The sequence below is a fragment of the Acinetobacter nosocomialis genome, from assembly GCF_041021905.1.
Classification (GTDB): Bacteria; Pseudomonadota; Gammaproteobacteria; order Pseudomonadales; family Moraxellaceae; genus Acinetobacter; species Acinetobacter nosocomialis.
In genome coordinates this window covers 1,968,395-1,993,433 of sequence record NZ_CP157432.1, presented here as the reverse complement: position 1 = coordinate 1,993,433, position 25,039 = coordinate 1,968,395, and the positions used below count along the sequence as shown (strand labels likewise).

Sequence of the window (25,039 nt, the reverse complement as noted above, 5' to 3'; positions counted from 1 at the left end):
TATTTAAACGCCTAATGTGGCTCCCCCATCGACCACAATTTCTTGCATAGTAATTTGTGCTGCTTGGTCTGAAAGTAAAAAGCTAACGGTATTAGCGATATCTTCAGGCTGGGCAAGTTTTCTAAGTGGAATGCCAGTGCGGTACTGGTTTAAGTCGCCATCAATAACAGCAGGTGGAGGCGAATTCTCTGTCCAAAGCTGTTGTTGCATTTGCGTTAAAGTAGAACCTGGCGAAACGATATTGAGTCTGACTTGATGAGGTGCGATTTCAAGTGCAAGATTACGGCAGTAATGACTCAGTGCCGCTTTACTCGTTGCATACATGCCGAGCTGCATACGTGGCATACGTGCACTATTTGAGCTAATAGTGACAATACTTCCCTGTTTTTTTTCACAAAAGTGCTTGGCAAGTTGTTGACTAATTGCGATGGGTGCCATGACATTCACCGCAAAAAGTGTTTGCCAATCTTCCGGTTTTGCTTCAAGCATAGAACGCATAATTAATACGCCCGCTGCATTTACTAAGCCTGTAATGTTGTGCTTTTCCAAAAGCTCTGCAATCAAATTTTGAGTAGTTTGTTGCTGTGTAATGTCTTGTGAAATTCCTTGCCAACGTGATATTTCACGGTTTTCTAGCTTTTGAATGATTTCCCATTGTTCTGGGTTTTCCTGTTGATCAATACCGATCACTTGATGCCCTTGCTGCAATAATTTTTTTGCAATAGCGGCTCCAATACCTCTTGCAGCACCTGTGACCACGATGGTAGAGCTCATATTTAACTCCTGTTTGAAGCGATATTAAATTGCGCAACATAATTGCAAATAATTATCATTATTATCAAGTGCAATAAATATCAAACATATGATTACAATCTAAATCAAGCTATTTATTAACCATAATTTCAAATTAAGTTATTGTTTTTAATTAATATTATAAAATTAAGCATTTCTTTATTGATTATAATGATAATTGTTTTCATTTACTAATGATAATCATTTTGATAATTTTACCGCGCTTTCTTGTCGAGATGGACTCAAAATGAAGCCATTTTCTCATCCTTTACATCCCCTATTTCAACAACTCAATGTTGGGAGTGAAGTCTGGTGGAATACCATTAAAAAAGTAGGTAGCCCACTCGTTAACCTACAAAAAAATAAAGCGCTATGTACCTTTGTTTGGCGTAGTGCTGAGTCTAAAGAAAGTATCGGTGTTTACATCGATATCTATTCACAGAGCCCTTCTATCTATGAAAAGTGGAATCGTTTTAGCCATATAGCTGGAACGGATGTGTACTTTTTTGAAATAGAACTTCCTCTAGACTGGTCTGGGAGTTACGTTCTAGTTGTCACGAAAGATGAAGCTCCAAACTCAACCTGTACTACTACTCGACGTCAGTGGTGGCAAACACAACTAAAGGAAAACGCTCAAATTGATCCTTTAAGCCACCAAGCAGTTTATACAGGACATTTAGCGCGTTATATCAATCAGATTCAACTCAAAAACACAAAATCTTTAATAGACGATTGCCGAATTACTAAGACATTTAAATGGTCAAGTCGCTTATGCCAACAAGATTACTTGGTTGATATTTTTATTAGCGGTGAATTAGCAGAAGAAAATCTGCCATTAATTATTTTGCTTGATGGCCAAATCTGGAGTCGAGAGCTTTCTCTTCTTCCTGAAATTCAACATTTAACTGTTTCATATAAGATTCGACCAGCAGTTTATGTTTTTGTTCATAGTTTAAATAGCCAACAACGTCAGCGAGATTACGGATGTCATGATCTGTTTTGTCAGGCACTTTTAAATGAGTTAATTGAACAACTTATTCAAAAATACACCTTTATTTCACATCAAAACATCACATTGTGTGGGCAAAGCCTAGGCGGGTTATGTGCACTTTATAGCGCTCTGCTTTATCCAGATATTTTTCAGCGGCTAATTTTGCAATCCGGATCTTATTGGTGGTCAGATTTTTCAAAAAGTGCTTTAGCCAAAGAACACATAGGTAACCTTTTAGAATTCGTTAAAAAATCTCCAAATGCTTTATCTCAAAAAGCACAGATTTATATCAGTGCAGGCATCTATGAAACCGATATGCAAGAAGATGCACTTCAACTTTACCAACAATTGCAAGCATTTAATGACGTGAGTTTCCACTGTTTTTCAGGAGGCCATGATCCTGTGAACTGGCGCCCAGACTTACTTAAAGCATTGCAAGTTTTTCTTTCACTATAACCATTTGTTTCATCAAGGATAACAATACTATGAGTAACTTACAGGAAAATTATATCAATCCATTTGATAACGAAAGTTTGTCTTTTCAAGTTCTAAAAAATCAGCAAGGTGAATTTAGTTTATGGCCTGCGCAGCATCCCATTCCGTCTGGATGGGATGTGCAGTATGGTCCTGACACACGGTCTTCATGCATTGCTTATGTAGAAAAGCATTGGTTAACCATTAATCCTTTTCAGCAAGCGTAATGGAGAGCAGCTATGAATCAAGCATTACATAATGAGTTTACCCAAGATATTTCTGGTCCAACACGTTTTGAGCTGGCTTCTACACAATTGGGGATATTTCTAGCCGATCATTTAAGTTCTATTAACGATCTATATACCATTGCACACTGTCTTGAACTGCCTAAATCAGTTGATCTTTCATTATTTAAACAAGCCATTCAAATCGGTTTAAATGAGGCTGATACGGTTATTGCTTCATATTCATCTGACCCGTCAAAACCTTTTATTGAGCTTAATCATCAGGTCCAAATACAAATAGAGGAGTTTGATTTTTGTCATTTAACACCTAAAAAAGCTCAGCAACGCTTATGGGATTGGATGCCAACCGATCGGTTATGCGCAAAATCACTCAAAGAAACCGATAATCACTTATATCGTCAGGTGTTATTTATTACTCATAATAAAGTGTATTGGTATCAGCGTTATCACCACATCATGCTGGATGGTTTTAGTATGATTAACCTGACAAAACGTATTGTTGATTTGTACCAGCAATTGCAAGCAGGAAAAGCTCTTAACCCTTCGCCTTTTATTGATGTTAAACAGGTTATTCAAGAACGTCAAGCTTATGAAAATAGTCATCAATTTAAGCAAGATCAAAATTTCTGGAAGACATATTGCCAAGATTTACCAAGTCCTGTCACTTTAAGTACTCATCATTTAGCATCAAAAACTACTGCACAATTTGTTAAACATCATCTTCGTTTTTCTTCAGGAATTTTAGGCCTGATACAACAGATTGCTTCAAATCTCAAAGTTGGTTTGAATGACATGATGATGTCATTGTCATTACAATATATTTACAAAATGACCGATAAAGCAGAATTGGTTGTCGGTATTCCATTTATGCGCCGTTTAGGTTCAAAAGCAATTCGCTCGACTTTACCCGCGGTAAATGTCTTACCGGTAAAGTTCAGTGTGAGTGAAAAAGACAGTTGGGCGAGCTTAGCGCTGCATGTGCAGGCACAACTGCAACAGATACGTCCACATCAAAAATATGATGCTGAACAAATTTTAAGAGATTTAAATAGTATCGACATTCATGAACGAATGTATGGCCCTATTTTAAACTATAAAGCTTTTGACCAAGATCTAGTGTTGGATGGTGAAAAAGTAAAAACACACCACATTTCTACAGGTCCAATTGATGATTTTGAGTTTTCTTTTATTGTTCAAGATCAAGAACTCATTATAGAACTGCGTGCAGATGCAGAGCGCTATACACAAGATGAGCTCTTTATGCATGGGCAACGTTTAACTCTATTGCTTGAACAAGCGCTGATTCGACCAGAACAACAATGGAATAGTTTTAATATTACACCACAGCAGGAACTTGCTGCCCTGACTCAAAGTGGTATTGGTCCGCGTGTTAGTCATCCTGAACAATATAATAATATTCTAGATATTTTTTATGAACAAGTTAAAAAGTATCCCGAACGTACGGCAATCGTGAGTGGCGAACGTCCAAATCTTGAGCATCTTAGTTTTGCTGAGCTTGCAGTACGCGTGAATCAATTGACTCGTTTTTTACAAGAAAATGGCGCTAAAAAGCAAAAGGTTATTGCTGGGGCTATTCCTCGTTCGATTGACTCAGTTGTGGTGATGTTATCTGTACTAAACTCTGGTGCGAGTTTCTTGCCTCTAGATTTAGATTATCCAATCGATCGTATGCAAATGATGTGTGAAGATGCCAACCCATTATTTGTATTAACCACTCAAGCACTTGCACAAAAGCTACCGCAAAATATTCAGCAGTTATATCTTGATCATGAAGATGTTCAAACACAAATCCGGAAACAAGATGCGAGTGATATTCCTGCCGAAAATCGTAAATTTAATTTCCAAGACGTCGCTTATGTAATTTTTACCTCGGGAAGTACGGGCCGTCCTAAAGGTGTAATGAATACACATGGTTCTTTACTTAACCTTATTTTGTCTCATAAACCAACTATTTATTGGCCTGTAATAGAAGCTGTAAATCAGCGTTTCCCTAACCGTCCACTACGTGCAGCGCATACACACTCTTTCTCGTTTGACTCATCTTGGTTGCAAGTTTTCTGGATGTTATGGGGCCAAGAGCTACATATTTTTGATGAAAATATGCGGCGTGATGCATTTGGTTTAGTGCAAGAGATTCAGCAACGACAAATCGATACACTTGATTTACCGCCATCTTTTTGTGCGCAAATGATGACGAATGGCTTATTTGCTGAAAACCAGCATCAACCAACGCTTATTTTAATTGGTGGTGAAGCTGCACCGTTAGCTTTATGGCAACAACTTAATGCTCAGCCTGAACTTTTTGCTCATAACTTATATGGCCCAACGGAATATACGGTTGATACTTTCCGAGCAGAATTAAAACAGACAGCTCGCCCTGTTATTGGTAACCCTATTGGTAATACACAAGCCTATGTACTCGATCGTCATTTACAACGATGCCCGACTGGCGTTATTGGTGAGCTTTATATTTCTGGTTTTGGGATTGCCAACGGTTATTTAGGTCGCGCGGACTTAAGTGCTGCCCGCTTTGTAGCAAATCCATTTGAACATGGACAGCGTATGTACCGTACAGGTGATTTAGTTCGCTGGAATAACGTGGGTAAACTTGAATTTATGGGACGCTGTGATGACCAGATTAAAATTCGTGGTTATCGTGTGGAGATTGGTGAAGTTGAAAATGCGCTTTCGATTTTAGCCAATGTTGAAAGTGCTGTCGTGATTGCAGAACCAATTAATAATAGTCATCGTTTACTCGGTTATTGTGTAGTCAAAAACATTGAACTTAATGAAAAAACCAGTGAGCAATTAAGTCAGCAATATCTGAGTCAGTTACGTCAAAACTTACCTGAGTACATGGTGCCTTCTGCCCTAACGGTTATGTCCGAATTTCCACGAAATGTAAGCGGCAAAGTCGATAAAAAGGCGCTACCACGTCCTCAAATTCGTACCCATAGCCGAATGCCCGAAACACCTGAACAGCAACTTCTATGTCAAATTATTGCATCTGTTCTTAAGCTTGATGCTATTGGAATTGATGACGACTTCTTTATGACAGGTGGCGATAGTATTTCTGCGATTATGCTTTGTACTCAATTGCGCCAACGTGGGTACGGCTTAAGACCAAGTGATGTATTCCAATTTAAAACAGTCGCCGCTATAGCACAGCAACTCACCCGACTAGATGAGCAACAAGCAGCCATTTCAAAACCGTTATTTTCAGCTGAACTAGAACAAAAGGTTCAAGAAAAATATGGTAAAAACAGCACCATTTTACCTTTGCTTCCTTTGCAAAAAGGCATGCTGTTCTTGTCTCAAGTTGAAAAACAATCGAATTATAATGCCTTTACTCGTCTTAGCTTAAATGGAGACATTGATCCGGTACGTTTGCAACAAGCATTAATTACTGTATTAAAACGTCATCCTCAACTAGGTGGACATTTTGATAGCGAATTAGCTGAAGAACCTGTTTTTATTTATTCATTACACCCTACTCAAGCTTGGCCAGTTCAGTTTTGTTCAGTCACTCCCGATCTGCTTGAGCAAAGCATTCAAGAAGTCTTACAGCAGCCGATTCACCTTGACCAACCTTATGGCCTGATTCGGGCGACTTTAATTCAACATGCTCCTGAACAGTCAGAACTATTGATTATGGTGCATCATCTGTTAACAGATGGCTGGTCAACTCCACTATTTTTACAAGATTTTATTAAGGCCTATCAGCAAGTTAACCAGCCATTGCCTGCACTTGAACATAGTTATGAAAAGGTCATTAAAGCCTTATCTGTACGTGACCATGAAATATCAAAAGTGATATGGCAACGTGATTTAGCTGATTTGCAGCCACTTATTTTATTTAATCAACCACAGAAAACTGTACAGGAAACTTCATATCGTTTAAGTGCTGAGTTGGGTGCAAAACTTCAGCACAAATTACGCCAGCAAGGCATCACGCTTAATGTCTTCATGCAAATGATTTGGGCAATAACCTTAAATATTTATGCTCATCGTGAAGATATTGTATTTGGTACACCTGTTTCTGGGCGTTCAGCACCTATTAATGGTTTAGAACAGCAAATCGGATTGTTTTTAAATACAATTCCAGTGCGTGTGAAGCTCAACATGCAGCAATCACTTTGGGAGCAATTACCTCATTTACAGCAATTGCATGTTGAACATTTAGAACATGATGGTTTAGGCCTACACGGTATTCAACAGTTAATAGCTCAAGGCAATCTTTTTGATAGTTTGCTAGTTGTAGAAAACTACCCAGATAGCCAATATTTACAGCAAAAACTTGGTAATGCTGCAATTTCAAAGCTCACAAATCGCGGTTATAGTCACTATCCACTTGCGTTACTGGTCATCCCTGATCATCAAATTGAGCTGTTGCTCGAACAGCGTGGTGTAATTGATCAGCCTGAGCATTTTCTTGAGCGAATGGTTCAATTAATTGAAATCGCATTAAATGAACCGGAGACTTGTCTAGGTCACTATTGCTTACAACTTGCTGGGGAGCGTGATTTAATCCAGAAAGTTAATCAAACTCAACATGAAGTTCCTCCAACAACCTTACAGCAATTACTCAGAGAACAAGCTCGAAATACTCCCGACAAAACAGCGTTATGTGATGAACATCATCAGCTCAGTTTTAGTGACGTACGTTTTCAAGTTTGTGCTTTAGCTCAGCAATTACAAAAAATGGGCGTGCAGGCTGGAGACATAGTTGCCGTTGCCCTGCCAAGATCAATCAAACTCAGTATTGCTATTTTAGCGGTGATTGAAGCAGGTGCAGCTTATTTACCTATTGATTTACAACATCCGTCTGAGCGCATCAAATTTATGTTGCAGGATGCCAAATCTAAACTTGTGATTGGTGAACAAAAAGATCTAGCTGCTATTGCCCATCCATCAATAGCTACCTTTGCTTTTAATGATTTATTTGATGAAACAAAGGTTGATTTAAGTAGTTATAAAACGACAGTTATTACCCCACAACATCCAGCATATTTAATCTATACATCGGGTACAACAGGCCAACCCAAAGGTGTCATGGTTTCTCACCACGCCATTGTGAACCGTATTTTATGGATGCAATCAGAATATCCACTGTCAGCCAACGATACGATTTTGCAAAAAACGCCATGCACTTTTGATGTCTCTGTATGGGAATTTTTCTGGTCGTACTTAGTTGGTGCACGATTGGTTATGGCACCTGTAGATGCACACCGTGATCCATTGGCATTATTAAGCCTTATTCAAAAATATCAGATAACGACATTACATTTTGTACCTTCAATGCTGGCTGTTTTTGAAAATGCTGCCACCGAAATTTTGTCATCTGCTCAGCTCCAAAGTTTGCCAATCCGCCGAGTATTCTGTAGTGGTGAGGCATTACCAACGGCTTTAGCAAAATCATTTACCGAGCACTTTAGCTGTGAGTTGCATAACTTATATGGCCCAACAGAAGCTGCGGTAGATGTGAGTTATATGGATGCAACACTGGGATTACACCCAGAAGAAAGTAGCGTTGCAATTGGCTATCCAGTCTGGAATACCCAGCTTTATATCTTGGATCAATACTTACGCCCTGTTCCTGTTGGAGTAGATGGTGAGCTTTATCTGGCAGGCCACCAACTGGCTATGGGTTATTTACATCGAGCGGACTTAACAGCAACACGTTTTGTGGCAAACCCATTTGCAGCAGGTCAACGCATGTACCGCACTGGTGATATTGCCCGTTGGCATGCAGACGGCAGTATTCAATATGTGGGCCGTGCTGACGACCAGTTAAAAATACGTGGGCAGCGTATTGAACTGGGTGAAATTGAACAGCAATTGTGCTTAATCAGCAGCCTTGATGTAGTTGTACATCCTATTTCTTCTGAACAAAATAAAGCTGATGTTCAGTTGGTTGCTTACTTGCAAACAACAGCACCTGTGGATATTGAGAAGTTAAAGAAACAATTAGCGAAACAGCTTCCAGCTTATATGGTGCCTACACACTATGTGCTAGTTGAGAAATTCCCATTAAGTCATAATGGGAAGCTAGATCGTAAAGCACTGCCGCAACCAAAAATTAATCCTACAAATACAGAAAAACAGTACGCCACCACTGCTTTTGAACACGAACTGACACGTATTTTCCAGCAAGTTTTAAATACGGATCAAAATATTGGTGTGAATGAAGATTTCTTTGCCCTTGGTGGACATTCTATTTTAGTAATGAAGCTTGCAATTGAAATCCGAAAGGTATTTAAGCGGACCATTCCAATAGGTCAGTTGATGAGTCATGTCACAATTCAACGTTTGGCGGCTTTACTTCTTACACAAGAACGTTTGGCAGAAGTCGAACAAACTGGCATGCAACCCATTTTACCGATCCGTTCTGGCTCTGCGCATCCATTGTTCTGTTTTTACCCAGGTTCTGGTTCCGCATGGCAATATACGGTATTGAACCGTTATCTACATCCTGATTTACCAATTATTGGGTTGCAGTCACCTCGCCCAGATGGCTTATTGGCAAATAGTACAGATATGGATGAGCTGGTTGAAAAACAACTTGAGATTATTCGCAAGCAACAACCAACAGGCCCATATACTTTATTAGGTTATTCACTTGGCGGTACGGTGGCTTATGCGGTTGCAGCGAAGTTAATTGAACAAGGTGAAAAAGTTGATTATCTCGGCTTATTAGACACTTACCCTGCTGAAATTCATCAGTGGTTAGATTTGTCAGTAGAGGAAATGAATGCTGAAGCTGAACAAGAGCAGCTTCAATTCTTTAATGATATTTTAGCCGATGCAGATACGGCATTAAGTGAAGAAACACGGCGTTTACAAGAGGATATTTTCGCAAACTATCGCGATGCCGTCCGTTTATTAAAACCTTATAAAATGCCACATTTTGATGGTGAACTACATTTAGTTGTCGCTGAAAAAGACTTGCTACCCTATATCCAACCAGAACAACAATGGTCACCCTTAGTTAAAAAACTCAATATTGTTCGACTAAGCGAAGCAGACCATACTGATATATTGTCACCGCAGCAGCTTGAAACACTTGGCCCGATTTTAAACCGCATGATCTGTCAGGCACGCGGTTTAGAGGAGCACACGCCATGAGCTTCAAATCTATATTGACCGATTTTACTCTTTTAAAACGTAATGCTCATTTCCGACATGTATTTATTGCCCGCACATTGTCATTGTTAACCATTGGCATGTTGGTCGTGGCTATTCCAAAACAAGTCTATGAAATTACGGGTAGTTCGTTAAATGTTGCAGTTGCTATGGCTTTTGAAGGCATCGCCATGTTTATTGGTATATTACTTGGTGGCTTACTTTCAGACCGCAAAGATCGAAAATGGCTGATTCTATTAGCACGTGGTGTGTGTGGTTTAGGTTTTGCTGGTCTCGCCATCAATGCCATGTTTGAGCACCCTTCACTCTATGCCATTTATTTTCTATCCGCATGGGATGGTTTCTTTGGTGCACTGGGTGTAACTGCAATGATGGCAATCATGCCTGTGATTGTAGGGCGTGAAAATATCGTACAAGCTCGTGCGATTAGTATGGTATCCGTACGTCTTGCAACCGTGATTTCACCAGCAATCGGCGGTATTTTAATTGCTGCTAGTGGTGTCGCAACTGTGTATTGGGTCTCAACGGTTGGTACTTTACTTACTGTATTTTTATTGATGGGATTGCCTGCACTTAAACCGCAACATACATCAAATGGTGAAAGTCCTCTTCGACAATTAGCTCAAGGGTTCAAGTTTGTTTTTAAAAATAAAGTGGTCGGTAGCACCATTTTAATTGGAACATTGCTTAGTTTTAGCAGTGCTATTCGAATTATTTTTCCACAAATGGCAGATGAAATTTTCCACGGCGGTGCATTTGAACTCGGACTTATGTATTCAGCTGTTCCTTTAGGTTCAACCTTGGGTGCCTTACTCAGTGGATGGACAACACGTTTACTCAGACCCGGCTTAGTCATGCTCTATACCTGCTTAGGTGTTTTTGGTTGTATGATTATGATTGGGCTCTCTCCTTGGTTACTGGTGACCTTGCCCATTTTATGTTTGTTCGGATATTTGATGTCGATTGCGAACTTGCTTCAATACAGCATTGTGCAAGGACATACACCTGATGAATATTTAGGACGCATTAATGCTATCTGGCTTGCACAAGATGCTTTAGGGGATTCAATTGCCACAACAACTTTAGGCCTTTTAACTCGGTTTTTACCAATATCAGGAAGTATTCTCTTCTTTGGGATAGTAAGTTTTGCGGTAGGATTTATGTTCTTATTCCATTCTCAAGATATGCGTGAAACCGGATTTCAAGATCCTAAACTACAAGAAAATTAAAATCTAAATAAAAAAGAAGGCAATGCGTTGCCTTCTTTTTCTTTAAACAGAATAGCTTGCTTGATAAACCCAAGTCATAACACAGTCTTGTTCTACAACCCATCCCCCTTGATATTGTTCTAAAAGTTGATAACGCTGTTGAGTTTCTAATGTAAAAGCTAACGTTAATGTTTGATTGTCAAAATTAATATCAACAATAGATGCCTCTAGGAAATCAATATATTGCTTTGCTGTGGAATAAACTGCTTTATATAGGCTTTCTTTTACAGAGAAAATTAAGCTTACGTATCGGGAAAAATCAAAAAACTTAGTCGCCTTACAGCTCCATAAATCAAGCTCAGATGGCGCTAAAATAAGGTGTGCACTTTCTTTTGCAAATTCTGAAGTTACCCAGTGCTCGATATCAACTCCCAAATAAATCGCGTTATTTGATAGCCCAACAATTAACTTATTTTGTGAATGACTAATACTACCCAAAATATGATTTGGCCAAATGGGCAAATGTTCATACATAGAAGTTATTGGCTGATTCAAACTGAAATGATGATTTAAAACAGCCTGTGCTAAGACCCTACCACATAAGTACTCATTTTTACGCTCGATACGCGCTTGAGCAATTTTTAGGGGATGCTCTAACTGTTGATCTATATGCAAATGCTGTGTTTTTGATAAGTCTACCCCATAACAGAATAGCCCCGATGTGAAAAAAATAGAGCTCGAAATTTCATAAATTGATTTGCTGAGTTGTTCAGGAATATATAGATAATGACTCACTGTATTTGGCTTCAAAATAAATACTTTTAATATGTTCTCTCTTATCTTAACTTACGAGCCGCAATTTAATAAATAATTATACTTATCATTTGATAATAATTATTATTTACTTATACTGTTGGGTAAATTTTGACTTTAATTTACTTATAAACATCGATTATGAAACTTATAGGACTTTTTTTGACCCTGTTAGGAGCGGTCAGTATCTATTGTAGTCATAGCAATCAAAATCTGTTGTCTCACCATCTTCCAGCTCTATTTAAGTATTTGGGTCTAGTACTGTTGAGTGTTGGATTGATTGCACTCTTTGCGAGCTTACCAAAAGTTGTTGCTGCTTTCTGCTGGTTCATGCTCATCATTTTTGCATGGTCGTTTCTTCCCTTTATAGCGCTTTTTAAACGGAAATTGGTTTCATGAAAGCTAAAATTCAGTCTCCTATCCAGCCAGACTGGTGGAGTAAAACTTTTGCTGGCGGGGTTTTAGGACTAAGTCTTTCCATCGCGGTTGGCAATTTAGTAGTTCTATTAGGTCGTCCTTATGTTGCCATGGATTTATTAGTGCAATTGGGAATGTGGAGTGTGCCTTGGGTTTGGATGCCTATTATGTTTGCCAGTTATTTTTTTACGACCGGACAAAAAGCACTGATCTATTTATCCATTGCGAATGCCCTAGCGTATAGCTGTATTTTCGTATTGCGGGGTTAAACATGAAAGTACGTTCAGACATTATGAAATTAGCAAAAAGCATGCATACTTGGGTGGGTGTATGTGCAGGGATTTTGCTTTTTATCTGTTTCTTTGCTGGTGGGCTTAGCATGTTTCAGCACCACATTAGTAAGTGGGCTACGCCAACGCAGCAAGTTTTACCTAAAGTTTCACCTAACCAATATAATGAGCTTATTCAAAAAGTTCAGGCTACCTATCCTGCTGCACAAAAGAACTTCACACTAAACTTAGCGTCCAATGAATTTCACTACGCACCTATTACGTGGAGTGAGCATGAACGTGGAGATGGCTTTAATACTGCTCAGTCTACGTGGATGGCAAGCTTAGACGATAAAGGTCAGTTAATCGTTGCTCAGGAAAACTTATCTAAAGCAGGCTGGCTAATCGAACAGTTGCATGAAACAGCAGGCATACCTGGCATGGCAGGTCATCACGGATTAGGACTTTACGTGATGGGCGTGGTTTCGATTTTATATTTTCTTGCTTTACTTTCAGGAGTGATTATTCTTTTACCAACTTTGGTGAAGGATTACTTTGTCATCCGTCCTGGTAAAAATAAAAAGCGTTTTTGGTTAGATGCGCATAACGTGATTGGAATTACGAGCTTACCTTTTCACATCATTATTAGCATTAGCGTTATTGTCTTTGCTTTTCATGACTTTTTTTACGATGCGATTGGTCAGCTGGCACTCAAAGGACAGCCAGTTTTTCAGCGTTCTCCCCCTGCGCTTATTCAACCTAAACAAACACAAATAGATGTGCAGCAAATATTAGCTCAAACAAAAAAAGTAGCACCTGAATATTCAGTTGACTATATCCAGTTCAGTAACCTTGATAAACCTGAAAAAGCCAATGCACGTATAGCCTTGTATAGCCCCGATCAGATGTTACGTGGCGCAAATCAAGACTTTATGCGCATGAACCCCTATGCAGTTGAGCACTTTAATCATAAAGGTATTAATACTCAGACTGATGGAGGTAATAAGTTAATCAACGCCATGTTTAGCCTACATTTTGGAAGTTTTGGGGGTACGGGCGTACGTTGGATTTATTTTGTGTTAGGTGTCGGTGGCGCTTTCCTATTTTACACAGGGAACATTCTTTGGGTTGAAACTCGTGCACGTAAACAAAAGCGTGCTGAAGACTCTGTTCCTGTTCAACGTAAAGATGTGGTGTTCCTCGCGAACTTAACTATAGGTGCATGTTTAGGGTGTGTTCTAGCTGTCGTAGGCACAATGTTAGCTAGTCGTTGGCTTTTCGCTACACTCAACATTGAAAGTATAAATCACGTCTTCATGTATGGTTATTATGCGATTTTCCTACTGACTTTGATTTATACCTTTGTGATTGGCTACGCAAAAGCTTTACCACAACTGCTGTTAACCTTGGTTTTTGTGTTATTTGCGATTCCACTTACATCTCTTTTAGCCTACTTCATTCCCCAAAGTGGCTTATGGGTACATGGCGGAGAAATCTTAGTAGTTGATTTATTAGCTGTCATTTTTGCTTTCGCTTTCTGGCGTTTTTATCAACAAGCCCAAGATCGCCGAAAATCTGCTCCAACAGGTAGTTTATGGGCTAGTTAACGCTATAAATCAATGACTGAAATAATGTGTGAAATATGAAAAATTATAAAATCCACATTGTTTCGGTCAGTTGTTTAATTTCTTGAATATCATGACTCACATAAATCATCGGAATTTTTATTTCCTGTTTTACTTTCTGAAAAAAAGGAATAATTTCAGCTTTATGATTAGCATCTAGTGCGGATAAAGGTTCATCAAGTAGTAACAGCTTAGGTGAATATAGCAATGCTCGACCCAGTGCCACGCGCTGTTTTTCCCCTCCTGAGAGTTTGATAGGCATACGTTGTAATAAGTGGTCTAACTTTAATAACTCAATAATGTAATCTGCTTCAAAGTGACGTTCTTGTTGGGAAAGATGCTTAAGACCAAATAATAAATTTTGCTTTACCGTTTTATGCGGAAAAAGCTGAGCATCTTGAAAAACCAATCCAACATGCCGCTTTTGCGTGCTCAAGTTAATTTTTTGATCTGAATCAAACCATGTTTGGTCCTGTATTTTAATGACTCCACTACGCGGAGTGTTCAGCCCTGCAATAGCATGTAAAATGGACGTTTTACCTGAACCGGATGCACCAAATAGCCCAATAACAGAAGCATCGGACTGGAAACTAGGCTCAATATGAAATTGCCCCATGTGTAGCTGGAAACGGCAATCAATCAACATAATCTTACCGCCCTAAGCGCTTCTTTTGATAACGATGAAACCACTGTGCAAACCATAGCGCTAAAAAAGCCACGCTTAACGATAAAACAATAAGTCGTTGAATAGCGGCCTCGGTATCGGGTTGTTGCATTAAGCTATACATGGCCAAAGGCAAAGTACGTGTTTCATTTGAAATATTACCAACAAAAGTAATAGTGGCTCCAAACTCACCTAGACTCCGGCAAAAGCACAAAATGGCACCAATTAAAATACCACTGCTGGCAAGTGGCAATGTGACATGGAAAAATGCCCCTAAAGATGAGGCACCTAATGTCTTTGCTGCCATTTCTAAACGCTGATCGACCAGTTCAATTGCTAGTCGAATAGATTGTACCAACAGCGGAAAACCCATTACTGCGGAAGCAAGAACGGCGCCTTTCCAGTTAAATGCAAAATCAATTCCGAGTGGAGCTAAATATTGCCCAAGAACGCCGCGACTTCCAAAAACTTGTAAAAGCAAATAACCAGGCACCACTGGCGGTAATACCAAAGGTAAAAACACCAATGTTTCAATGAATGACTTACCCCAAAAGTCTCTACGTGCTAGAAACCATCCCACACAAATTGCAGGAATAATACTGACAACAAGACAACTTGCTGCAACCTTACAAGAAAGTTGCAGCACGCTGAGTTCTTCTGGGGTTAAAGAGAACATCATGGTTTAACTGGAGCTAGCACACTAAAGCCATATTTTTTAAAGACAGCTTTGGCTTGGTTGCTTTGTAAAAATTGATAGAACTTTGTTGAATTTGGAGTCTTTTTAACTATCCCTATAGGGTAAGTAATTGGCGAATGCGTATTTTCTGGAAATACGCCAGCTACACTCACATCTTTGCTAATCGCTGCATCGGTTGCATAGACAATCCCAACCTGACATTCACCACGCGCAACAAAATTTAATGCCGCTCGAACATCTTCTGTTTCAACTAACTTAGGCTCAATACGGTTCCACCAACCTAAATTGATAAAAGCTTGTTTAGCGTATTTGCCTACAGGCACACTTTTGGTATCTCCTGTACAAATCTTTCCAGTAAAGACTTTATTGGGATCAGTGGTTTTATCTAATTTTATATTTAATGGTCTTCCTTTAGGTGTAATTAAAACCAAACGGTTACCTAATAAATTTATACGGTCATTTGCTGCAACTTGTTTTTTGTTTTGTAGATAATCCATCCACTGTGTATCTGCTGAAATAAAAATATCTGCGGGCGCACCTGCTTCAATTTGCTTAGCTAAGGTCGATGAGCCTGCATATGAAGTCTTAATTTCTACTTTATTCTGTTTTTCGTAAATTTTTTCTAAATCTGCAATCGCATTCGTTAAGCTCGCTGCTGCATAAACGGTAACTGATTCAGCCTTGGCTGAAATATTAAAGATCACTCCTATGCTGAGGATTGAACAAGCTAAAGCTAATTTTTTTATCTTTGTATTACTTACCATTATGTTTTACCTTTTTTGTCGTTTTTTGCAGCGATATATACCCAAGAATATAGCGCTACATAAAGATTATGAAAAGCATAATTCGTTAACTATTGATGACTGGAATGTATTAGTGCTTTTGCAGCATGCACGTGATATTAAGCAAAAGCTATACCAAATTAAAAGATTTCATCGTTATGCAATTTTTTATCTTAACCTTTTAAATAACTACTCATGATTTGATAATCACGCTCTAAGGCTTGTCGAGCATTGATTTCCATTTGGCGGTAATGCTCTAAGACTTTGTGGCCTAAAGCTGTGACGGCTGCCCCACCACCATGTGTTCCACCCGTTTGTGTTTCCACTAAAGCTGTTTGAAAGCATTGATTCATGGTGTCGACCAACTGCCATGCACGGCGGTAGCTCATGTTCATAGATTTTGCTGCCTGTGAGATTGACCCCGTTTTCTCAATTGCTTCAAGTAAGTCTGCCTTACCCGGACCAAATGCAATATTTTGCTCTAAAAGAATTCTAATTTGTAATTTTAAATTTTTTTCTTTCATAGACTTAGTTCACAAAGTTTCATTTTTATGCTGCTTAACATTATAGGGAACTTTAATAGGTTAAAACACATACAAATTTAAATCTCTACTCTTTCTTCAAAAGAATTCGATTAAAGAATCAAAACTGCACAAAGTGGATAAAGATCTGGAAAAAACGGATAGAGAGCAACGCTTAATCGCGGTTCAATCAGTTAAAAGCTGATTGATTGGAGGATTGAGTAAATGACCTCATCTAATTTAAAACAATGGAATGATTTTATAGATGGATGTATCGACTTCCGTCCTAACGATGGTGTGTTTCGTATTGCACGCGACATGTTTACCGAGCCAGAACTATTTGACTTGGAAATGGAGTTTATTTTTGAAAAAGTTTGGATTTACGCATGTCACGAAAGTGAAATTCCAAACAATCATGATTTCCTAACCGTTCAAATTGGCCGCCAACCGATTATTGTAAGCCGTGATGGTAAAGGCGAACTACATGCCATGGTCAATGCTTGTGAACACCGCGGTGCGACCTTAACACGCGTTGCTAAAGGCAATCAATCTACATTTACCTGCCCATTCCATGCATGGTGTTATAAGTCAGATGGTCGCTTGGTTAAGGTAAAAGCGCCTAGTGAGTACTGTGAAGATTTTGATAAATCAAGCCGTGGTTTAAAACAAGGCCGTATTGCCAGCTATCGTGGATTTGTATTTGTCAGTCTTGATACTCAAGCAACAGATTCACTAGAAGACTTTTTGGGCGATGCAAAACTGTTCCTTGATTTAATGGTTAACCAGTCCCCAACAGGTGAACTCGAAGTATTACAAGGTAAGTCATCTTATACCTTTGCAGGTAACTGGAAGCTACAAAATGAAAATGGCTTAGATGGCTACCATGTCAGCACTGTTCACTATAACTATGTCTCTACAGTCCAACACCGTCAGCAAGTCAATGCATCAAAAGGTGCGGAACTCGACACGCTCGACTATAGCAAGTTGGGTGCGGGTGACTCAGAAACTGACGATGGCTGGTTTAGTTTCAAAAATGGTCATAGTGTTTTATTTAGTGACATGCCAAACCCAACAGTTCGTCCGGGCTACAGCACGGTTATGCCATATATGGTCGAAAAATATGGCGAAAAATATGCTGAATGGGCAATGCATCGTTTAAGAAACTTGAACTTGTACCCTAGTCTATTTTTTATGGACCAGATTAGCTCACAACTTCGTATTGTTCGTCCTGTGGCATGGAATAAAACCGAAGTCATTAGTCAATGTATTGGGGTTAAAGGTGAATCTGCAGAAGCACGCCGTAACCGTATTCGCCAGTTTGAAGATTTCTTTAATGTATCGGGCCTTGGTACACCAGACGATTTAGTTGAATTCCGTGAGCAACAAAAAGGTTTCCAAGCACGACTTGAACGTTGGAGCGATATTTCACGTGGTTGTCAGTCTTGGGAATATGGTACGACCAAAAACTCACAAGATTTAGGCATTCAACCCGTTATTACTGGCCGTGAATTTACCCATGAAGGACTCTATGTAAATCAACATGGACACTGGCAACGTCTCATGCTGGACGGCTTAAATAAAAAAGCCTTGAAAATGCAGGATATTACTTTTGAAAATAATGCCGTAATGGATGAGGTGTAACCATGTCACAAGAACTACATTTTGCTGTATCTCAGTTTTTGTACAAAAAGGCAGAGCTTTGTGATGCTTATGACTGGGATGCCTACCTAGAGCTTTACGATGAAGATAGTGAATATCATATTCCACAGTGGATTGATGACCATAACTATGTTCAAGATCCAAATCAGGGCTTGTCTTATATCTATTATGCGGACCGTACAGGCCTTGAAGACCGTGTATTCCGTATTCGTACCGGAAAAGCAGCATCTGCAACACCGTTACCACGTACTTTGCACAGCATAAACAATATTCGAGTTAAAACACTGGAAGATGGTCTTATCGAAGCAAAAGTTGCATGGCAAACGCTTTATAACCGTCAAGGTTTAGAAGGCTGTTTTTACGGACATGCCACTTATCTTTTACGTCAAACCGCTGATGGTTTCCGTATTCGTCGTCAGCACAGCATTTTGCTGAATGACAAAATTGATTCCGTTTTAGACTTTTATCACGTTTAAGGGGAATGAAAATGGGACATTCAGTTGCACTTAACTTTGCCGATGGCAAAACCTTTTTTATTTCGGTAAATAAAGACGAATTGTTGCTTGATGCAGCAGTTCGTCAGGGAATTAACCTGCCGTTAGACTGCCGTGAAGGTGTTTGTGGTACCTGTCAGGGACAGTGTGAAACTGGTATTTATGAACAAGAATATGTCGATGAAGATGCATTAAGTGAACGTGATTTGGCCGAGCGAAAAATGTTAGCTTGCCAGACCCGTGTAAAATCCGATGCAGCTTTTTATTTCGATCATGATTCTGCTATCTGTAACGCTGGTGATACCTTAAAAATTGAAACCAAAGTGACTGCGGTTGAGCTGGTTTCTGAAACGACAGCAATCTTACATCTTGATGCGAGCAGTCATGCTGAACAACTTCAGTTTTTGCCAGGTCAATACGCTCGTTTGCAAATTCCAGATACTGAAGATTGGCGCTCTTATTCTTTTGCAAACAGACCAAACGCAACCAATCAATTGCAATTTCTCATTCGTCTGTTGCCAGACGGTGTGATGAGTAATTACTTACGTGACCGTTGTCAGGTTGGACAGACCCTACTCATCGAAGCGCCACTTGGTAGTTTCTATTTACGTGAAGTACAGCGACCACTTGTTTTTGTGGCGGGTGGAACAGGTTTATCAGCTTTCTTGGGAATGCTTGATAACTTGGTTGAGCAACCTAACTCACCTGCCGTTCAGTTGTACTACGGCGTAAATAGTGAAACCGACTTGTGTGAACAACAGCGTTTACATGCCTATGCTGAACAGCTACCCAACTTTAGTTATCACCCGATTGTGACTAAGGCAACGGAAACTTGGCAAGGTAAAGCAGGCTATATCCATGAGCACTTAAATAAAGATCAACTGGCCGAGCAGGCTTTTGATATGTATTTATGTGGCCCACCACCAATGATTGAAGCCGTTAAAAATTGGTTAGATGAGCAATCTTTGCAAAACTACCGTATTTACAGCGAGAAATTTTTACAGAGCAATACATCACGTTAAAGTATAAATAATTTAAAAACCACTGAAACCTGAAATGATTCAATATACTCTGCAAGGGGTATATTGAATTTTTGCATTTAAACTAAAAATTCCTATATATCAACAATATAAAATAATGAATTCCGACAAAATAAATTGACCAGTTCGCTCGGATTTGCTATAAATTTTGATAGATCTTAAGGAATAAGATCATGATGAGATTAAGTTAAAGTACCTTTTATATCCCCCTATTCTATTTCTCGAATATATTAAATTGATGGATAAAATTCGACTTAAAAATTTGAGAAAATCATATTAATTAGCGGTTAAATTGGTCTGTATTTTGCTTATATCTCATTGTATTTTACGCGTAACTTAATTTTTTTAAGTGCCGTATTTACTTGATGTAAAGCGAAGTTTTAAAGCTTTTGTAACACAGGTAAATACAGGAGTGAGCCAAAAGGGATATATATGAACCAAGCCAACTCCCATGAACTCAATGGACGTCATTTTCAAAATGAGTCTATCTTTACTGATCATAATTTGGTGTTCGATCACCACGATTTAAGCGAAACCTGCCGAAATGTAGGCCAAATTTTTAAACCGCATGATCTTAAAGTCTCTCATCAGAAGCGAGATTTTAGTGCAACTATGCACCATGTTAAAACAGGCGCATTGTCTATTAGCCGCTTGGAATATGGCGCAGATGTCATTATTGAACCAGATCATCTGGATAACTTTTACTTAATTCAAATTCCAACTCAAGGCTACGCAGAAATCGAGTTTGGTTCGCAAAAGTTTATTTCTTATTCTCAAGTTGCTTCTCTTATTTCACCTCAGCAATCTTTGCGTATGCGCTGGCATGCGAACTCACCCCAGCTCATTCTAAAAGTTTCAAAGGATGATTTTACTTACCATTGCCGACAACATATTGCCGATTCAGAAAATAACTTACTTATTTTTGACCCAAAATTAGATTTTTCTACCCAAGGTGGAGCCTATTTTTTGCAACTTGTTAGAACCTTAATGGATGCTTTAGCATGTGATCAGCACCCGCTTCATCATCCATTAGCCTTTAAACAGTTTGAGTCAAATTTATTTAATGCGCTCATTTATGGTCAGCCCAACAATGCATTACATAAGCTTGATCATTATAAAGAAAAAACCGTTTCTCCTTATTTCGTGAAACGTACAGAAGCCTACATTAAAGAACATTTGCATGAGCCGCTCAATGTCGAGATTTTAGCTGAACATGCAGGCGTGAGTGTAAGAACCCTATTTACTGGTTTTAAAAACTATTTGGGGACCACCCCAATGTCTTATTTAAAAGAATTACGCTTTGAACAAGCTCATTTAGAACTCATGCATAATGAAAATCTATCGGTTACTGACGTTGCATTTAAATGGGGATTTACTCACTTGGGTCGTTTTTCTCAAGAATATAAACGCCGTTATGGTGAGTTACCTTCGTCTACTCGCCGTTCTGGTCACAGTGAAGGTTCAGGCTTAATTACTTCAATTTTTTCTTAAACTAAAATAGATAAAAGCCTTTTATATTTGTTGATATAAAAGGCTTTTTTTATGATTTAAAAATGATGGACATAACGAACTTGTAGTCGCGTACCTTCTGGTCGGTTTTCAGCATCTTGCTCAAAATATGCATTTGCAACCAAGTGATCATTTTTAGAAAAACTATACATCGCACCGGGACCAATTGCCCAAACTTGTTCACGTCGACCTTTGACTTTTTCACCATCGACTTCGGTATCTGTAACTTGTTTTAGCCAATAGCCATTGAGCCCTAAACGGAACTGTTCGGTAATGGCATAGTCTGTTGCGAAGTTTGCATGAATTGCTTGCCCTGCCTGCATATCATTTGCTCCAGCAAACGCATAGCTTGGGTCATCATTTTTAAAGTTATAGAGATAATGGATACGTGTTGAAGCTGTCCATTTTGGATTAAACCAATATGTGGCAGCCCAATAAGGGTCAAATGAAACAGCGTTATTACCTGGATTAATATCTTTTTGCTGGTCGTATTCGCCAGTAGGTAAATTCACCTGAAACTCAAAACGATGTACAAACTTCGGTCCTTGTGCGCCCATGACTGGATCGAACTGAATAAAAGGCCCAATCATAATGTCCCCAAAGCCACTTTGGGCTTTAATTGCCGCATTATTCAAGCCATCATCCATGTCCATTTTACTGACAAAAGGAATCAGAAAATTTATGCCTAGACTGGCTTTATCTTTTACTCGGATATTCGATAAATAACTAATCTGCTCAACCAGTACTTGATAATTTAAATCTGTTTTAGGTAAACCGAGTTTTTGTCCATTGGCATCGACCAGTTTATTGCTATCGTAATTTTGAAAATAGGTTTGAGCATACCAACCGGGTCCTGCGGGTAATCCACCATCGAGAAAGCTGGTCATACCTAAGTTTACGGTCGGTAAATCATAGGCATGTGCAGCCAAAGGCACACCCAACAATGTCCCTGCTAAAAAGCCATGTTTAATTAAAGTGCTTTTCATCTTCTTATTTCCTATAAAAAAATCACGACCGGATTGATCGTGATTGTGGTGAATTAATGGGCTAATTCTGGATGCTCAGCAGCAATCCGATACTTTCCTGCGTGAAATACCAATGGTTCACCTTGGCGTTGTTGGTATTGTTCAATTTGACCAATAAAAATCAGGTGATCTCCGCCTTCATACTGATTTACATTGCGACAAACCAAGGTTGCGAGTGCATCAGTCAAAATTGGAACGCCAGCATTGCATTGTTGATGAGCAATGCCTGCAAATTTGTCTTCGGCACCTCGAGCAAAATGCCCCGAAAGCTGATGATGCTCTTGTGCCAACATGTGAATGGCAAAATATTCAGCTTCAACAAAATCAGGCAAACTTGGCGCCGTTTTTGAAAGGCTCCACAAAATTAATGGTGGGTCTAAAGACAGTGAGGAAAATGAATTGGCGGTCATACCTATTTTCCGGCCATCTTTGCCACGAGTTGTAATCACGGTAACACCAGTTGCAAACTGACCAAGCAAATTACGAATTTCTCTTGGGTTTTCGGCATTAATCGCTTGTAAAGCTAAAGTTTCAATTGTGTCCATTTTTAAATCTCCCTTTGATATTTTGACCTTAAGCGACTTTTGCTGCGGTTTTTGAGGCCAAGAATGCCTGAGCCTGATCTGCATCAAACCACCACGGGGCAAAAGAGCGCGGGTCATCAAAGTTATTGGCCATAATTGAAGCAATGCTCTGGTTTTGGCTTGCAGCTGCTAGGAGTTCAACGACATGAGGCTCTGGTGGTAATAACAAGCTATTGGTCCAAGCCACGACTTTTTCTGCATAAGCCCAATAGCGTTCAAAAGTTTGAAGCATCCATTGTTCGCTAAAGCTTTGATTATCATTGGCTAAAATGGCATCAAAATAGATCTTGCTACACTTAGCCGCATTGTTTGAGCCTTGACCGGTAATTGGATCATTGACCACTAAGGCATCTGCCATACCAAAAATCTTTTTGCCAGTCGGTAAGGTTAAAACGGGCTTACGTACCGTCGGCGGGAAACGCCCTGCCAAATAACCGCCAGCATCAGTTAATTCAACATTTGCGCAGCGTTCATATTCCCAAGGCACAAATTTCTTGAGTAAGTTCAGACTACATTGCAGGTGCTGTTCTGGTGTTTTCACATCTTGCCAACAGTCCATTGGCCCATTTGGAATACCTTCAAATACCATAATGTCGCAAGGCCCATTGATGGTTAGTGCCGGAAATGAAAAGTACTCACCGACTTCGGGAATAATGTTAAAAGTCACACGTGAATAAGGTGAAATTGGCTTCATGTTTTTGACGTAGGTCAATGCCAAAGCGCGCTGCGGTTTATCGAAAACACTTCGTGCATCATCACGCTCAAACTGTTTAACAACTTCACCTTTACCAGCCGCGAGTAATACAAGCTCGTAGTCGTTTGCGAGTTGTTCTAACTCTTGTATTCCAACATCCTGAATCACCAATTGACCGCCACGGCGTTCAAATTCTTCCATCCAATATGGCATTTTGACGCGTTGATCGACCGATTGAGCGTAGCGCTCAAGACGAGCACTCCATTCAAATGCTTTACCACCATTTTCAGGATTAACTAAAGCTAGCCCAATGCCTTCTACGGCTGGACATTGTTCTTCCCAAAAATTTAAACCTAAATCACGTTCAGTTTGTAAAGCAGTATGAAACATACATTGGCTTGACATGACTTTACCTTGACGGATTTCATCGGCAGTTCGGTTGGTGATCATGGTTACATCGTAACCTGTATCTAATAACCCCAAACCAAGCTGTAAACCAGACTGTCCTGCTCCAACAATTGCAATACGGCGCATAATCTTCTCCATAATTTTCTAAATGTGCTTTTAAAACGCTGTGCTATTCGGCTAAACGCGGAATAGCGGGCTGTGATCCTTCAGGGCCCATTACTGAATAGCCACCGTCGACTGCGTAATCTGCTCCGGTCACAAAGCTCGCAGCGGGTGACAATAAAAACAAAACAACATTGGCGACTTCTTCGGGATGACCCAATCGGCCTAGCAAGTGATAATCGGCTGCAACGCTATCGGCTTTTTCACGGTTATTGCCGCTGACTTCTGCAATGACTCGTGACCATGTCCAACCCGGAGAAACTGAATTGACGCGAATACCATCGGCAGCAAAATCCATTGCCATACTTTGTGTGAGTTGACGTATCGCGGCCTTAGAAACCGGATATAACCAGCGTCCTGTTTGTGCCACTTTGGCCGAAATGGAAGTAAAGTTAACGATTGAACCTTGCTGTTCTTTTAGGTCATTGTATAAAGCACGGCTCAGCTCAACTGTAGAGATCAAATTAATATCGAGTGCTTGTAACCAGTCCTGACGTGAAGATTTAAAACCATCATCTAAGTAGGTACATGCTAAATTCACCAAGTAACTCACTTCACCTAAATGTTGATGAATATCTGCCACAGCTTGTTGAATAGCCGCATCACTAGTTAAATCGGTTTGAATAAACATCACATCATGGTTAAAGCTTTCGGCAATCGCCTTACCTTTTGCATCAATATCTAAAATAGCGACATGAGCACCTGCACTGACTAAGGCTTGCACAACAGCTTTACCAATGAGTGTTGCACCGCCACTCACCACAGCGACTTTTCCTATTAAATTTATATTCATTGCAGATCC

20 protein-coding genes are annotated in these 25,039 nt (G+C 39.5%); 10 read left to right on the top strand and 10 right to left on the bottom strand.

What is annotated here, in order from left to right; genetic code table 11:
• Positions 1-3: 3 nt before the first annotated feature.
• Positions 4-774 (bottom strand): SDR family oxidoreductase, encoded by a 771-nt coding sequence (locus ABLC00_RS09250; protein WP_032010384.1) that lies wholly within the window; start codon positions 772-774, stop codon positions 4-6.
• Positions 775-1,039: 265 nt separating this feature from the next.
• On the opposite strand from ABLC00_RS09250, the gene fes reads away from it, so the two are divergent.
• Genes fes through entS form a run of 4 tightly spaced genes read left to right on the top strand, consistent with a single transcriptional unit; the run spans position 1,040 to position 10,895 of the window.
• Positions 1,040-2,239 (top strand): enterochelin esterase, encoded by a 1,200-nt coding sequence (gene fes, locus ABLC00_RS09245; RefSeq protein WP_033846276.1) that lies wholly within the window; start codon positions 1,040-1,042, stop codon positions 2,237-2,239.
• 29 nt (positions 2,240-2,268) lie between these two features.
• Positions 2,269-2,484, top strand: a complete 216-nt coding sequence (locus tag ABLC00_RS09240; RefSeq protein WP_016805231.1) for an MbtH family protein — start codon at positions 2,269-2,271, stop codon at positions 2,482-2,484.
• Between the two features lie 12 nt (positions 2,485-2,496).
• Positions 2,497-9,648 carry a non-ribosomal peptide synthetase gene (locus ABLC00_RS09235; RefSeq protein WP_033854544.1) on the top strand — a complete coding sequence of 2,384 codons (7,152 nt, stop codon included), beginning with the start codon at positions 2,497-2,499 and terminating at the stop codon, positions 9,646-9,648.
• Positions 9,645-10,895 carry an enterobactin transporter EntS gene (gene entS, locus ABLC00_RS09230; RefSeq protein WP_004887256.1) on the top strand — a complete coding sequence of 417 codons (1,251 nt, stop codon included), beginning with the start codon at positions 9,645-9,647 and terminating at the stop codon, positions 10,893-10,895. The genes ABLC00_RS09235 and entS overlap by 4 nt, the downstream gene beginning before the upstream one ends.
• A 42-nt stretch (positions 10,896-10,937) precedes the next feature.
• Here the strand turns inward: entS and ABLC00_RS09225 are convergent, their stop codons facing one another.
• Positions 10,938-11,669, bottom strand: coding sequence for a 4'-phosphopantetheinyl transferase (locus ABLC00_RS09225; protein WP_004887259.1), 732 nt, complete (start codon positions 11,667-11,669; stop codon positions 10,938-10,940).
• Positions 11,670-12,082: 413 nt separating this feature from the next.
• Between ABLC00_RS09225 and ABLC00_RS09220 the strand changes: the two genes are divergently transcribed.
• Both ABLC00_RS09220 and ABLC00_RS09215 read left to right on the top strand, forming a co-directional pair.
• Positions 12,083-12,373 (top strand): hypothetical protein, encoded by a 291-nt coding sequence (locus tag ABLC00_RS09220; RefSeq protein ID WP_004887261.1) that lies wholly within the window; start codon positions 12,083-12,085, stop codon positions 12,371-12,373.
• Between the two features lie 2 nt (positions 12,374-12,375).
• The gene (locus ABLC00_RS09215; RefSeq protein ID WP_033846278.1) at positions 12,376-13,980 is read left to right on the top strand and encodes a PepSY domain-containing protein; all 1,605 of its coding nucleotides are present in this window, start codon (positions 12,376-12,378) and stop codon (positions 13,978-13,980) included.
• Between the two features lie 43 nt (positions 13,981-14,023).
• Here the strand turns inward: ABLC00_RS09215 and ABLC00_RS09210 are convergent, their stop codons facing one another.
• The 4 genes from ABLC00_RS09210 to ABLC00_RS09195 form a co-directional block, all read right to left on the bottom strand.
• Positions 14,024-14,644 carry an ATP-binding cassette domain-containing protein gene (locus ABLC00_RS09210; RefSeq protein ID WP_033846279.1) on the bottom strand — a complete coding sequence of 207 codons (621 nt, stop codon included), beginning with the start codon at positions 14,642-14,644 and terminating at the stop codon, positions 14,024-14,026.
• 4 nt (positions 14,645-14,648) lie between these two features.
• Entirely contained in the window at positions 14,649-15,341 is a 693-nt protein-coding gene (gene modB / locus ABLC00_RS09205) for a molybdate ABC transporter permease subunit (RefSeq protein ID WP_033846280.1), read from the bottom strand.
• Positions 15,338-16,123: a molybdate ABC transporter substrate-binding protein gene (modA, locus tag ABLC00_RS09200; protein WP_033846281.1), complete on the bottom strand. Its 786-nt coding sequence runs from the start codon at positions 16,121-16,123 to the stop codon at positions 15,338-15,340. Before modA ends, modB begins: the two co-directional genes overlap by 4 nt.
• 191 nt (positions 16,124-16,314) lie before the next feature.
• Positions 16,315-16,665 (bottom strand): winged helix-turn-helix domain-containing protein, encoded by a 351-nt coding sequence (locus tag ABLC00_RS09195; protein WP_033846283.1) that lies wholly within the window; start codon positions 16,663-16,665, stop codon positions 16,315-16,317.
• Between the two features lie 222 nt (positions 16,666-16,887).
• On the opposite strand from ABLC00_RS09195, the gene antA reads away from it, so the two are divergent.
• The 4 genes from antA to ABLC00_RS09175 all read left to right on the top strand — a co-directional run bounded on the left by antA (position 16,888) and on the right by ABLC00_RS09175 (position 21,346).
• The gene (antA, locus tag ABLC00_RS09190) at positions 16,888-18,303 is read left to right on the top strand and encodes an anthranilate 1,2-dioxygenase large subunit (RefSeq protein ID WP_004887269.1); all 1,416 of its coding nucleotides are present in this window, start codon (positions 16,888-16,890) and stop codon (positions 18,301-18,303) included.
• 2 nt (positions 18,304-18,305) lie between these two features.
• Complete coding sequence (antB, locus tag ABLC00_RS09185) at positions 18,306-18,797, top strand: anthranilate 1,2-dioxygenase small subunit (RefSeq protein ID WP_000076813.1); 492 nt, start codon at positions 18,306-18,308, stop codon at positions 18,795-18,797.
• Between the two features lie 5 nt (positions 18,798-18,802).
• The gene (gene antC / locus ABLC00_RS09180; protein ID WP_079377033.1) at positions 18,803-19,837 is read left to right on the top strand and encodes an anthranilate 1,2-dioxygenase electron transfer component AntC; all 1,035 of its coding nucleotides are present in this window, start codon (positions 18,803-18,805) and stop codon (positions 19,835-19,837) included.
• A 450-nt stretch (positions 19,838-20,287) separates the two neighbouring features.
• Positions 20,288-21,346: an AraC family transcriptional regulator gene (locus ABLC00_RS09175; protein ID WP_004887271.1), complete on the top strand. Its 1,059-nt coding sequence runs from the start codon at positions 20,288-20,290 to the stop codon at positions 21,344-21,346.
• 56 nt (positions 21,347-21,402) lie between these two features.
• Here ABLC00_RS09175 and ABLC00_RS09170 read toward each other — a convergent pair whose 3' ends face one another.
• Genes ABLC00_RS09170 through ABLC00_RS09155 form a run of 4 tightly spaced genes read right to left on the bottom strand, consistent with a single transcriptional unit; the run spans position 21,403 to position 25,030 of the window.
• Positions 21,403-22,350 (bottom strand): transporter, encoded by a 948-nt coding sequence (locus ABLC00_RS09170; RefSeq protein ID WP_004887272.1) that lies wholly within the window; start codon positions 22,348-22,350, stop codon positions 21,403-21,405.
• Positions 22,351-22,403: 53 nt separating this feature from the next.
• Positions 22,404-22,934: a flavin reductase family protein gene (locus tag ABLC00_RS09165; RefSeq protein WP_000379652.1), complete on the bottom strand. Its 531-nt coding sequence runs from the start codon at positions 22,932-22,934 to the stop codon at positions 22,404-22,406.
• A 28-nt stretch (positions 22,935-22,962) separates the two neighbouring features.
• A complete protein-coding gene (locus ABLC00_RS09160; protein WP_033846284.1) occupies positions 22,963-24,201 on the bottom strand; it encodes a styrene monooxygenase/indole monooxygenase family protein in 1,239 nt (412 codons plus the stop codon).
• 43 nt (positions 24,202-24,244) lie between these two features.
• Complete coding sequence (locus tag ABLC00_RS09155; RefSeq protein ID WP_004887274.1) at positions 24,245-25,030, bottom strand: SDR family oxidoreductase; 786 nt, start codon at positions 25,028-25,030, stop codon at positions 24,245-24,247.
• Between the last annotated feature and the right edge of the window lie 9 nt (positions 25,031-25,039).